Source organism: Caballeronia sp. TF1N1 (assembly GCF_022878925.1).
In the GTDB taxonomy this organism is placed as follows: domain Bacteria; phylum Pseudomonadota; class Gammaproteobacteria; order Burkholderiales; family Burkholderiaceae; genus Caballeronia.
In genome coordinates, this window is the sequence record NZ_CP084633.1 from 25791 (window position 1) to 38615 (window position 12825).

The window sequence follows — 12825 nt, forward strand, 5'->3', positions numbered from 1 at the left end:
CAAGTGCACACCATGAAAATGCCAAGCAGGCCGGACCACTGAAATGAAAGCAAAAGCACAAACACGAAACCATCGTTCACTGGTTCATATAAGGGGTTGACCAATCATGAAGATCAAAGCATCCGTCGTTGCAATGGGGTTTCTGGCACTGGCCTCGTCGAGCGTGTTCGCCGAAGCCATCAACAACACCGTCACCGTGACCACGACCGGTACATACAACAATGCATTGGTTGACCAGAAGGACACGAACGGCGATAACGTCGCAATATCGCAGCAGGGCGGCCTTATCGCGGCCGGCAACCGCGCGAGTGTCACCGAATCGAGCTCACGCGACAACAAAGTTGTGATCAACCAGTCGAGTGTGCTGAACAACGCATCGGTCAATACGAGCGGCGGTGCGGGCAATGCGACGAACATCGATCAGAGCGGTGTGCTGACCGCAGCCAAGGCGTCAGTCGTGCAGACGGGCGAAGTGCAGAACAAGATCAACATCACGCAGACCGGCTTCGTGAGTGGTTCGACCGCCAACGTGAACTCGAACAATGGCACCGGCAACACGACTTCGATTTATCAGACCGGTGTGAATTCGGCGAGCGTTGCGCAGAATGTCGGTTCGGATAACACGACGATCATCAGCCAGACCGGTGCGCTCGGCGTGGCATCGGTGGGCCAGGCTTCGTCGTCGGGTAACAACACGAATGTGCAGCAAGATGGTGCCAGCGGCAACGCAACGGTCTCTCAGACGCTCGGCTACGACAACGCCACGAACATCGCGCAGCATGGCTCGCTGGAGACGGCAACGGTCTCGCAACTCGGCGCGCTCGGCAACACGACGCAGATTCTGCAAACCGGTCCGAGCAACACGGCAAACGTCGCACAGACTTTGTCGGCGGCCAACCTGACTTCCATCTCGCAGACCGGCTCGAATAACGACGCGGCCGTCTCGACGATGCTTGCGCTAGGCGGCAACGTCACGGTGTCGCAGATGGGCGCAAAGAGTCACGCCTCGGTTTCGCAAGTGAGCGAAGCAGGTTCGAGCGCGACCGTGTCGCAAAGTGGCTCAGGCGTGAACAATGTCAGCACGTTGCAGCAAAACGGCAGCGGCAACGAGATCACGTCGACGCAGGTTTCGACTGGCACGGCCGTCAACACGGCGGGCCTTTCGCAAGTCGGCGCATTCGGCTCGAAGCTCGATCTGCTCCAGCATGGCAGCGGCAACAATGCGGTGGCGTATCAGGCGGGGATGGAAGAAACGCTGCTGGCATCGCAAGATGGCGTGAGCAACGAGTTGTACTCGTCGCAATCGGGCAGCGGCAACCGCATTGCATCGACGCAAGTTGGCGGAAGCAATTACGCATCGGTCACGCAAGCCGGTTCAGGCAACATCGCCACCGTGACGCAAACAGGCATCCACAACTCGACGACGATCGCTCAGCACTAAGGGGCGTAGTAAAGATTGTTGTGTGTGTTCGACTCGAACGGCCGAGCCCCCGGCCGTTTGATCGATGCTCTCCTTCACCCCGCGTGGTGCCGGTCGATATTCATAGCCACCACGCCGGGTGCTTTTCCATTCAGACGCGCTTTGCCTTGAAGGAGCCGATCATGATCGCGTTCTCCGATGTCGCCGTGTCCTTCGATGTCACTTCCGCCAACGGTTCGATCCGCGTCGTCCCGTACGTTGTCAGCGTGTACGACACCGGCCTCGACTACGACTTGCACGTGCTCAAGTCGGGAGCGTCAGGCACGTCGAACGTGTCGCAGTCGGGCAGTTTGCATTTGCGCGGCGGCGAGAGCCGAGCGGTCTCGACGCTTGCCGTGTCATCGGCGAAAGGGGAGGCTTGCAACGTCAGCATCACGTTGATGCAGGCCGGGCGTGTGATCCGTACGGTCAGCACGGATTGCGGAACTGGCAGCGCTTACCAGGCGACTCGTTGACAGCCCGAGCGGCCGTTTGAACCATCAACTTTGCCACTGAGTCTTCAATCGTTCGATGAACCATTTGCCTGCCGGTCCGGGCGGCTGCGAAGGCTGCTGAAAGATGGACATCGTCAAAAGCCAGCCGCTGGGCGGCATCTCGTCCGTATCGAGAACAACCAGCGTCCCTGCGGCGATGTCTTTTTCGACCATATGCAAAGGCATGCCTCCCCAGCCCACGCAGTCCTTTAAAAACGCGTATTTGGTGGACAAGTCTGCCAAGCGCCAGGTCGAAGCGGAGGCCACGCCGAAGTCGCGACCTGCCGTGAGATCGGATCTGTCGGTCAGCACCAGTTGAACGTGGCGGCCAAGCTCACGCCGTGTTATTCGGCGACCGATGGCTGCAAGCGGATGCTGCGCCGAAGCCACCGCGACCACGGGCACGTCGCCGAGCCGCTCGCTCGTCAGCGATGAAAATGCCTGCGGCAGCGGCGGTAGTATGCCGAGACTGCATCGGCCGTCGAGAACGGGTAGATAAGCCGCTCCCAGTCCTTCGACGAAGAGACGTAGCGGCGTCAGTGGAAACTGCTCGGCGAAGGCCTTTGCGACTGCACTGATCACGTCAGTCGGGAAGAAAACGTCGACCACTACCGAGAGTTCGGCTTCCACGCCCGATGTCATGAGCCTCGCACGCGCCTTCAACGCATCCACCCCGGCGACGATATTGCGAGCGTCCGCGAGCAACAACGCGCCCTCTGGCGTGAGCTTCGGGAATCGTCCAGAGCGCTCGAAAAGAATGACGCCCGTTTGATCTTCCAATCCTCCGACCCAGCCACTCACCGCCGACTGAACGCGATTGAGTTTTCGCGCCGCCGCCGAAAAGCTGCCCTCATCCACGGCGGCGATAAAGGTTCTGAGTTGGTCCAGCGATATTCCATCGAGCATGGCGGCTATCCATCTCCGAGCGTGATGGATTGTATCTCGATATGCCGTATTCCCAGATCGTTCACGCACTGCCACGATCCACACAAGCACGACGTACTCATGACCAACCAAAAAGGATTTCTCATGACTTATTCGATCATCGGGACCGGTAGCGTAGGCGCCGCTATTGCCCGTCAATTCGCTCGCAGCGGCATCACGGCAGGCATCGCGAACACGCGCGGGCCGGAATCCATCGCACCTATCGCGCAAGAGCTAGGCGACAAGATCGTACCTATGACGTTGCAGGACGCGCTCAAGGCCGACGTGATCATTCTCGCGGTTCCGTTCTGGGCGCATCGCGATGTCGCCAAGGCTATGGCTAGCTGGCAAGGCAAAGTCGTCATCGACGCCACCAATGCCTATGGCGTGCCGCTAAACGAACTGGACGATCTGCCTTCCTCGGCGGTCGTGGCGAAGGCGCTGCCAGGCGCGCGTTTGGTCAAGGCGTTCAACCATCTGCCCGCGCGCGTGCTCGTGCAGGAACCCGCGACTTCAGCGGGACGCCGAGTGCTCTTTTTATCGAGCGATGATGAGGGCGCCAATGCAACCGTCGCGGCGCTCGTCGAACGGCTCGGTTATGCGCCGGTCAGTCTCGGCAAGCTCGCCGAAGGCGGTCAACTCGTACAGGCCCGTGACAAGCATTGGGCGGCGTTGATCTTTCAGGACCTGTTCAAGAAGGAGCAATGAGCCAATGTACGATCTTGTCATCGGACCCAAGCCGTATGACCGGGGAAGGTCGGCTATCCGTGCGCTCAATGACATATAAAGGCGCCGCTTGAAGTCGTGTGGAAGTTGCTCGTCGATGCAAAGCAGGGGTCGAGCGACTACTGCGTGCCTCTATAAAAACGCATTCAGCGCACCCGCCGCGACGAATACAGCGATAGTCCGCTTGACGTGCGAGCGGATCTCATTGCGAAGATCATCGAGGTTTTCATCCATCAATGCTCTCATGAGCATGGGCGGAACGATTGCATCGAGCATCTGAGTAGCGATGATCAACGCATTGCGCTTGATGGCAGCGCGCGTACTGGCGTCGCGCGCAATTTGCGAATGTTCCGCCATCAAGCTCGCGACCGCATCGATGCCGCGCAGGCGCCCCGCCTCGCGTGTCATTTTCGCCAGCGACGGAAATCGCGGCGCGTCCGCTACCACCACTCTGATCAACCCGATCACCTCGTCGTCGAGCAAGCGTGTGACGAGTGCGCGCGTCACCCCTTCGAGTTGCTCGACGAGAGCAGAGGATTGCGGCGCCTCGAACACGGGACGCAAGCACCGCTCGCAATTTCGTTTGACCACTTCGGCGAAGAGCGCTTCCTTGCTCGGATACCGACTGTACAACGTTGCCTTGCCTGCGCCAGCCGCCTCGGCGATGCGCTCCAGCGACGCTCCAGCGAAACCCTGCTGCAGAAAGACGGTACTCGCCGCGTCCAGAATGCGCTCTTCCACATCGCCTGCCATCGCGTTGGACGGACGGCCTTTCTTGCGCGAGAACATGGCTCCTATGGGGCATAGGGAAGCATGTCCGTTGCCATCTTTCATCGTGCGTTTCACGGCTGATCCTTGCATAAATCTCCAGCGCAAGATTAACACAGACGCCGCTTCTTAAAAAAAGAACGATACCGTTCCGTTCTATTGTAGAATGCATCTCAATATTGGTTGGGAGAGTGCAATGGCCGGAAGTGAAAGCGAAGATAGCAAGCCCTCCGGCGATGCCGGAGAAGGCGACCGCGAGCAAGCCGACAAGAAGCCGGGCGAGGAAACGTCCAAGCCGATGAGCCCGAAGCGCAAGCGCATGAATGCCATCATCGGCGGAACGGTATTACTGATTTGTGTGGCTGGAGGCGTTGCGTACTGGCTCCATAGCCGGCACTACGAGAGTACCGACGACGCGTTCATCGACAGCAATCAAAGCCAGATTGCATCGCAGGTGAACGGTCGCGTGATCGAATTGCTGGTGGCGGACAACCAGCACGTCGAAAAGAATCAGCCGCTCTTGCGCATCGATCCACGCGACTTCGAAGTGAAGCTCGAACAAGCCGAGGCACAGGAAGCCAATGCCGTTGCGCAAGTTGCGCAGGCGCATGCCGACCTGCTGTATCAGCAAGCCAATCTCGCGCAGCAGACCGCGCAGGTGCGCGTCGCGCAGGCCGATCTACTGCAGGCGCAACAGGATCTCGCGCGCTATACGGGCACGGACCCGGCCGCCATCACGCGTCAGCAACTCGAACAGAGTCAGGCGACCACCAAGAGCGCGCTCGCGAGGCTCGATAGCGCGAAGCAGGCCGTTCAGGCGGGCGAAGCGCAGGTCGCGTCGCAACGTACCAAGATCGACGCCGCTCAGGCATCGGTGCGTCAGACGCATGCGGATGTCGATAACGCGAAGCTGCAATTGAGCTACACGGAAGTCGTCGCACCGCAGGCAGGGAAGGTGACGCGCCGCACCGTGAACCTTGGCAACTACGTGACGCCCGGACAGGCGCTCGTTGCAGTGGTGCCCGACGAGATGTGGGTCACCGCGAACTTCAAGGAAACGCAGCTCGTTCACATGAACGTGGGACAACCCGTGGATGTCACCGTGGATGCTTATCCGGACAAGGTTCTCCATGCGCATGTCGAGAGTCTGCAACGCGGTACGGGCTCAGTGTTCAGCAGCCTGCCTGCGGAAAACGCCACGGGCAATTACGTGAAAGTGGTGCAGCGTCTGCCCGTGAAGATCGTCTTCGATGGCGACGACTGGCGCAACATGCCGCTCGCGCCGGGTCTCTCCGTCAGTCCGCGCGTGACGGTACGTTGACATGGCCGCTACGCACGCAGCATTGCCGAGGTCGGCGGCGGGGCCCTTCAATCCGTGGCTCATCGCGGTCATCGTGTCGATTGCCACCTTCATGGAAGTGCTCGACACGACCATCGCGAACGTGGCGCTCAGGCATATCGCGGGCGGACTCGGTGCGAGTCTCGACCAGAGCACGTACATCACGACGAGCTACCTGGTGAGCAACGCAATCGTCTTGCCTATCAGCGGATGGCTTGCGAACGTGATCGGGCGCAAGCGCTTCTACATGATCTGCGTGTTCCTGTTCACGGTCAGTTCGGTGGCGTGCGGCTTCGCCACCTCGCTGCCGATGATGATCGTCTTTCGCGTGCTGCAAGGACTGGGCGGCGGCGGTCTCGCGCCGGTCGAGCAGAGCATTTTCGCGGACACGTTCACACCGGACAAGCGCGCAATGGCGTTTGCGCTGTATGGCTTTACGGTCGTCACGGCACCCGCCATCGGACCGATGCTTGGCGGCTGGATCACCGAGAACTATTCGTGGCACTGGGTGTTCCTCATCAACCTGCCGGTGGGGATGGTGTCGCTCGTCCTGACGTGGATGTTCGTAAGCGACAGCAAGCCCGTTCAGCAAGAGCGTCGCGCGCTGCTCGACCGAGGCTTGCGCATCGACTATCTCGGCTTCTTTCTGGTGGCGGTCGGCTTCGGCTGCCTGCAGATCGTGCTGGATAAATTCGAGCGCGAGGACGGGTTCTCGTCGAACTTCATCTGCTCGTTCGCGGCGGTTGCATGCGTCGCATTGGTGGCGCTGGTCATTCGTGAACTGACGACCGCGCAACCAATCGTGAACTTGCGGCTTTTCAAGTCGCGCGCATTCGCCATCAGTTGCGGCGTCATGTTCGCGTTCGGGTTCATCATCAACAGCACGACGCAGATTCTGCCGCAATTTACGCAGGAATTACTTGGCTACGATGCCACCAACGCCGGCCTCACACTTGGCTTGGGTGGTCTCGTCACGTTGTTCTTCATGCCCGTGGCGGGCATCGTGACCGGGCGCGTGTTCCAGCCCAAATGGCTCGTGATGATGTCGCTTGCGGGCACGGGCGTCGCGTTACTGCATTCGGCGGGTCTCGATCTGAACATCGGCTTCTGGGACGTCTCGTTGTCGCGGCTTTATCAGGTCATCTGGCTGCCGTTCCTCTTTATTCCGCTTTCGACCGTGCAGTTCATCGGTATTCCGCCGGAAGAGAACAACAACGCATCCGCGCTCATCAACATGATGCGCAATCTCGGCGGCAGCTTCGGCGTGTCGCTCGTGACGACGCAACTGGCGTGGCGCGATCAGTTTCATCATGCACGGCTCGCCGAGCACATCACGCCGTATAACGGCTTCGTGAATGCGCTCGGCTCCATCGCCGGACGGGTCGAGCAACAGGCGTCCGTCATGAGTTATCTCGACGTGTTCATCATGCTCGGCGTCATATCACTCGTGCTGTGTCCCGTCTGTATCTTGTTGCCGAAGCTGCCGAAGGGGGCACAAGTCAATGCGCATTGATTATCGATGGATTCCGTTTGTCGCTTTCCTGTCGGCCTGCACGGTCGGCCCGAATTTTCAGCGTCCTGCATTGCAGACACCGGCGCCGTGGCCCGAAACGCAGTCCACGAGCGAGGCTAACCGGTCGGTCGCGGTGCCCGAACCTGTCGATCCGCAATGGTGGAACAGCTTCGGCGATCCCGTGCTGACCGAGCTCGTCACGCGCGCGATGGACAGCAATCTCGACATCAAGGTCGCGGCGGCGCGGCTCCTGGAGTCGCGTGCGCAGCTTGGCCAGACGAAGGCCGACGAGCTTCCGACGCTGAACGGCAACGCTTCCTACACGCGCGAGCTGCAGAGCGCCGATGGCGTCATCGGCTTGCTGGGCGGCGGCGGGTCATCGGCCACGGATACGAACGGGCTCGGCGGACGGCAAGGCGGTGTCCCGACGTCGAGCGCGGCGCAAAACGCACTGCCGCCGTTCAATTTGTATCAGTATGGTTTCGATGCATCGTGGGAACTCGACCTCTGGGGCCGCGTGCGACGCACGACGGAAAGCGCGAGCGCCACGGTCGAAGCGCAGAACGAGGCGCGGCACGATGCGATCGTCTCGACCGCCGCCGAAGTCGCGCGCGATTATCTGAATCTGCGTGGGACGCAGGAAAAGCTGCGTATTACGCGAGAGAATCTGGCGTTTGCAGAGCGTACCGTGCAACTCACGGAGGAGCGCGCGAAGCATGGACTCGCTACCGATCTCGATGTCGCCAATGCGCAGAGCCAGGCCGAATCGAATGCCGCGGATATTCCGCAGGAAGAGCAGCAGGAAGCGAAGCTGATCAATGCCATCGGCGTGCTGCTTGGCGAGTATCCGCAAGCGCTTGCGGCGAAGCTGTCGCCGCCATCCGCCGTGCCGATGGCGCCGCCGCGCGTGCCGGTCGGGCTTTCATCGGAACTGGCGCATCGGCGGCCGGATATCCGCGAGGCGGAGGCGCAGCTTCATGCGGCAACGGCGAGCATCGGCGCGGCGAAGGCGGACTTTTTCCCCAAGATCACGCTGTCGGGAAGCGTCGCCATTCAGGCCACGCAATTCACGAATCTCGGTAGTTGGGGCGCGCGCAGCTACAGTGCGGGGCCGAGTCTTTCGCTTCCCATCTTCGAGGGTGGCCGCTTGCGTGCGACGCTCGCGTTGCGGGAAGCTCAGCAACAGGAAGCGGCGATCACGTACCGCAAGACCGTGCTGTCGGCATTCCAGGAAGTGGATGACGCGCTGACGGGATTCGCCGCCGAGCAGCGCCGCCGCGATCGCCTGGAGGCAAGCGTGCAGGCTTCCAAACGCGCGCTCGACATTGCAAACAAGCGCTACATTCGTGGCCTGTCGAACTACCTCGACGTGTTGACGGCACAAAAGGCGTTGCTCACCGCCGAGCAGCAATGGGTCGACAGCACCGCGACGGTATCGACGAATCTCGTCGCGTTGTACAAGGCGCTCGGCGGCGGCTGGGATACGCAAGACGGCGCGTATGCGGCGCTTTCCGCCAAGCAGGAATAAGGCGCACAAGCGCGCGTTCGCGATGCCTCGATGACGGCTTGCGCGAGAACGAGGCTACACTCAGGCTTTTCCAAGCCGGAACGCGCTGTGCCCAAAGTGTCCACGATTCGCGAAGTGGCGGAACATGCCAAGGTCTCGAAGGCGACCGTATCGCGCTACCTGAACGGCAGCCTCGCGTTGCCGCCGGACACAGCCGAACGCATCGACGCCGCCATCGCGGCGTTGAAGTACCGGCAAAACAGCCTTGCTCGGCGCCTGAGCCTCGGCAGCAGCGAGACTATCGGCTTGGCCATGCCGGACGTGGCGAATCCTTTCTTCGCGGAGATCGCCGACGAAGTCGAGCTGGCCGCTTCCGAACATGGCTACGGTCTGTCCTTGTGCATCACGCGCAACCAGTTCGCTCGCGAATCGCTGTATGTCGGCTGGCTCGACATCCAGCATCTCGACGGCCTGATCCTCGTCTCCAACCGTCCCGACGACGGCACGCTGCGCACGCTCATCGGCACGCGCGGCAATATCGTCGTGATCGATGAAGACGTGCCCGGCGCGGACGTGCCCAAAGTGCTCGTCGATAACGTGCAGGGCGGCTATCTCGCCACGCAGCATCTGATCGAGGCGGGGCATCGGCGTATTGCTCATATCAGCGGCCCGCTCGGTCTTTTCACCGTGCAGGAGCGTTGCGAAGGGTATCGACGGGCGTTGGCGCAGGCGAAGATCGAATTCGATGAAACGCTCGTTTGTTTCGGCTCGTACGAGCGCGAGTTCGGCGCGACGGCGCTCGGCCGTCTGCTTGCGCTGCCGTCGCCGCCCACGGCGATTTTCGCGGCGAGCGATTACCTCGCGGTCGGCCTGCTCGAAGCGCTGCGCGATCGACGTATCGACGTGCCGCGCGATATGTCGATCGTCGGCTTTGACGACATGGAGTTTGCGAGCCTGCTGATGCCGCCCATCACGACGCTTCGGCAGTCCGCGCGCGATCTCGGCCGCACGGGCGTCGAGTTGCTGCTTGCGCGTCTCTCGGGCGGCGGACCGTCCACCGTGCGGCGGCTGCCCGTGAGTCTGATCGAACGCGCGTCCGTCGCGCCGCCACGTTCGCGCTGAACTCAGCGTCAACGCCACTCCACGCAAATTCTAATTTTGACCGGTTGACATGAAAGGGGCGACGGCCGTAGCCTAAGTAAACCGGTTTACAAAGCGGCGCGTTTTCATCCGCGCCCTCTGAAGTTTCAACCATGCCAGGACCAGCCGACGAGTCGCTCGTTCTGCGCCTTTGCGATGGAGGAGCTGTGATGAACGCCATGCTGTCACGCCGGATCATGTCCGCGGTCGCCGTGATGTCCGCCGGATCGCTGATTGCACTATCGGGCGGCGCGCACGCCGCCGACAAGAAGAAAATCGCGCTGGTCCAGATCAATCAGGAAGCGCTCTTCTTCACCCAGATGGATGAGGGCGCGCAAAAGGCCGCGAAGGCCGCGGGTGCGGACCTCGCCATCTTCAATTCGAACAATGACCCGAACGCGCAGAACAACGCCATCGAGACATACATCCAGCAGAAGGTGGATGCGCTTCTCGTGGTCGCCATCGACGTGAACGGGATCAAGCCGGCGATTGCCGAAGCAAAGAAGGCCGGCATTCCGGTCGTCACCATCGACGCTATCGTGAACGGCGATAACGACGTGCAAGTCGGTGTCGACAATCTCAAGGTCGGCAAGGACATCGGCACTTACACGGCCGATTACGTCAAGAAGTCGCTTGGCGGCAAGGCAAGCGTGGGCGTGGTTGGCGCGCTGAATTCGTACATTCAGAACGTGCGTCTGGACGGCTTCAAGGCCGGACTCGCGGGCGCGCCCAATGCGAAGATCGTGTCCACGGTCGATGGCCAGAACGTGCAGGATCAGGCGCAGACGGCCGCCGAAAATCTCATCTCCGGCAACCCGAACATGCAGGTCGTTTATGCAACCGGCGAACCGGCCTTGATCGGTCTCGTGGCCGCCGTGTCGGCGCAAAGCGCGACGGATCGCGTCAAGATTTTCGGCTGGGATCTGAGCGCGCAGGCCATCAAGGGCATCGATCAGGGCTTTGTCGTGGCCGTGGTGCAGCAGGACCCGGAAGGCGAAGGCAAGGCGGCCGTCAACGCCGCGCTCAAGCTGATCGCGAAGCAACCGGTCGAGAAGAACATCTCCGTTCCGGTGACCATCGTCACCAAGGCGAACGTGGCGAAGTATCGCAGCGTGTTCAAGTAGGCCGCGTCCAAACCGGGAGAGCCTCATGTCGAGTGTGGACACAGGCGCGCCGCTGCGTGTGCGGATGCGCGGCATCACCAAGCAATACGGCGCGATACAGTCGCTGCGCGGCGTGAATCTCGATGTCGCGCCGGGCGAAGTGCTGGGCCTCGTCGGTGACAACGGCGCGGGTAAATCGACGCTGTCGAAAGTGCTGTCGGGTGCGGTCGTGCCCGACAGCGGATCGATCGAGATCGACGGCAAGACGGTCCATTTCGACAATCCGGGCGATGCCCGCACGCATCGCATCGAGATGGTCTATCAGGACCTGTCCTTGTGCGATACGGTCGATGTCGCGGGCAATCTGTTTCTCGGCCGCGAGCCCATGCGCCGCGTGCTCGGCATGCCGATTCTCGATCACGCGAAGATGCATCGCGATGCACGTTCCATGCTGGACGGGCTCGGCATCCGCATTCCGGACACGAAACTCGACGTGGAAAATCTGTCGGGCGGACAGCGTCAAGCCATCGCCATTTCGCGCGCGGTTTCGTTCGATCCGAAAGTGCTCATCATGGACGAGCCGACTGCCGCGCTCGCCGTCGCGGAGGTCGAAGCGGTGCTCGATGTCGTGCGAACCGTAAGCGCGCGCGGCGTGAGCGTGATTCTCATCAGTCATCGGCTGCAGGATCTGTTTCTGGTCTGCGACCGCATCACGGTGATGTACGAAGGCACCGCCATCGCGGACCGGCCTATCGGCGAGACGAATCTGCAGGAGATCGTCGATCTGATCGTCGGGCACAAATTCAACGCGCGCTCCGCGCGTCCACACGCCGAACATTGATCATGGGTACCACCGTGTCCTCCGAATCTTCCGCACGGCGCGCGCTTTCGCTGTCGCACCGGCTGGGCCATCGTGCGGGCGTCGCGAGCATCGCGGCCTTCTTCGCGATCTGCGTCGTGGCGTTCAGCATCGCCACCGACACTTTTCTCACCACCGGCAATCTCCTGAACGTGCTGCGTCAGAGTGCGCCGTTGCTGATCGTCGCCACGACGATGACGCTTGTCATCACCACCGCGGGCATCGACCTTTCGGTGGGCTCGACGCTCGCGTTCGTCGGCGCGCTCGCGGCCATCGCTTTGCACGCGGGCATGCCGGATACGCTCGTTCTGATCGGCGGCCTTGTGCTCGGCGGGGTCATCGGGCTCGCGAACGGCTACTTCATCGCGATCGCGGGCATGCCCGCGTTCATCGTCACGCTTGGCACGTTGTCGATCGTGCGCGGTGCGGCGCTTCTCATCACGCAAGGCTATTCCGTGCCCGTGGATGGCAACGGCTGGTTCGTCGCGCTCGGCCGCGAGTGGTTCCTGGGACTTCCGCTGCCCGCCGTGATCGCGGTGGCCGTGATGCTCGCCGGATGGGTCGTCCTGCGTCATACGCGCTTCGGGCGCTACATCATCGGGATCGGCACGAACGCGGAAGGCGTGCGGCGCGCGGGCGTCGATACACGCGGCGTCATCATCAAGGTGTATGTGCTGAGCGGGATCGCGGCGGGGCTCGCCGGGCTCATTACGACCGCGCGGCTCGGGAGCGGTTCGTCGAATCAGGGCGTCGGCTTCGAGCTCGCGGTGATCGCGGCGGTCGTGCTCGGCAGCACCAATCTGTTCGGCGGCCGCGGCACCATTCTGGGAACGCTCCTCGGCGCGCTGACCATTGCCGTGCTCGGTAACGGGCTGATTCTGGTTCACGTGTCGCCGTTCTATACGCAGATCATCCAGGGGGCCATCATGCTGTTCGCGATCTGGCTGAACACGCGCATCTTTTCCGCCCGGCGTGGAAAGAAGGGCTGAGCAT

12 protein-coding genes are annotated in these 12825 nt (G+C 61.5%); 10 read left to right on the forward strand and 2 right to left on the reverse strand.

Annotated features, from left to right (window positions below):
- Nucleotides 1-106: 106 nt before the first annotated feature.
- Both LDZ28_RS32170 and csgH read left to right on the forward strand, forming a co-directional pair.
- Nucleotides 107-1441, forward strand: a complete 1335-nt coding sequence (locus tag LDZ28_RS32170; protein WP_244832460.1) for a hypothetical protein — start codon at nucleotides 107-109, stop codon at nucleotides 1439-1441.
- A gap of 161 nt (nucleotides 1442-1602) precedes the next feature.
- Nucleotides 1603-1935 (forward strand): curli-like amyloid fiber formation chaperone CsgH, encoded by a 333-nt coding sequence (gene csgH, locus LDZ28_RS32175; protein WP_244832461.1) that lies wholly within the window; start codon nucleotides 1603-1605, stop codon nucleotides 1933-1935.
- Nucleotides 1936-1959: 24 nt separating this feature from the next.
- Here the strand turns inward: csgH and LDZ28_RS32180 are convergent, their stop codons facing one another.
- Nucleotides 1960-2859: a LysR family transcriptional regulator gene (locus LDZ28_RS32180; RefSeq protein WP_244832466.1), complete on the reverse strand. Its 900-nt coding sequence runs from the start codon at nucleotides 2857-2859 to the stop codon at nucleotides 1960-1962.
- A 123-nt stretch (nucleotides 2860-2982) separates the two neighbouring features.
- On the opposite strand from LDZ28_RS32180, the gene LDZ28_RS32185 reads away from it, so the two are divergent.
- A complete protein-coding gene (locus LDZ28_RS32185) occupies nucleotides 2983-3585 on the forward strand; it encodes an NADPH-dependent F420 reductase (RefSeq protein WP_244832467.1) in 603 nt (200 codons plus the stop codon).
- 150 nt (nucleotides 3586-3735) lie between these two features.
- Here the strand turns inward: LDZ28_RS32185 and LDZ28_RS32190 are convergent, their stop codons facing one another.
- Nucleotides 3736-4449 carry a TetR/AcrR family transcriptional regulator gene (locus LDZ28_RS32190; RefSeq protein WP_244832462.1) on the reverse strand — a complete coding sequence of 238 codons (714 nt, stop codon included), beginning with the start codon at nucleotides 4447-4449 and terminating at the stop codon, nucleotides 3736-3738.
- 118 nt (nucleotides 4450-4567) lie between these two features.
- Here LDZ28_RS32190 and LDZ28_RS32195 point away from each other — a divergent pair, with 118 nt between their 5' ends.
- The 7 genes from LDZ28_RS32195 to LDZ28_RS32225 all read left to right on the forward strand — a co-directional run bounded on the left by LDZ28_RS32195 (nucleotide 4568) and on the right by LDZ28_RS32225 (nucleotide 12821).
- Entirely contained in the window at nucleotides 4568-5692 is a 1125-nt protein-coding gene (locus LDZ28_RS32195) for an HlyD family secretion protein (RefSeq protein ID WP_244832463.1), read from the forward strand.
- Between the two features lies 1 nt (nucleotide 5693).
- On the forward strand, nucleotides 5694-7223 hold the full coding sequence (locus tag LDZ28_RS32200) for a DHA2 family efflux MFS transporter permease subunit (protein WP_244832464.1): 1530 nt from the start codon (nucleotides 5694-5696) through the stop codon (nucleotides 7221-7223).
- Nucleotides 7213-8751, forward strand: a complete 1539-nt coding sequence (locus LDZ28_RS32205) for an efflux transporter outer membrane subunit (RefSeq protein ID WP_244832413.1) — start codon at nucleotides 7213-7215, stop codon at nucleotides 8749-8751. Before LDZ28_RS32200 ends, LDZ28_RS32205 begins: the two co-directional genes overlap by 11 nt.
- 87 nt (nucleotides 8752-8838) lie before the next feature.
- Complete coding sequence (locus LDZ28_RS32210; protein ID WP_244832414.1) at nucleotides 8839-9852, forward strand: LacI family DNA-binding transcriptional regulator; 1014 nt, start codon at nucleotides 8839-8841, stop codon at nucleotides 9850-9852.
- Nucleotides 9853-10040: 188 nt separating this feature from the next.
- On the forward strand, nucleotides 10041-10994 hold the full coding sequence (locus LDZ28_RS32215) for a substrate-binding domain-containing protein (protein ID WP_370652316.1): 954 nt from the start codon (nucleotides 10041-10043) through the stop codon (nucleotides 10992-10994).
- 64 nt (nucleotides 10995-11058) lie between these two features.
- Nucleotides 11059-11814, forward strand: a complete 756-nt coding sequence (locus LDZ28_RS32220) for an ATP-binding cassette domain-containing protein (RefSeq protein ID WP_244832469.1) — start codon at nucleotides 11059-11061, stop codon at nucleotides 11812-11814.
- Nucleotides 11815-11828: 14 nt separating this feature from the next.
- Complete coding sequence (locus LDZ28_RS32225) at nucleotides 11829-12821, forward strand: ABC transporter permease (protein ID WP_370652319.1); 993 nt, start codon at nucleotides 11829-11831, stop codon at nucleotides 12819-12821.
- Nucleotides 12822-12825 lie beyond the last annotated feature (4 nt).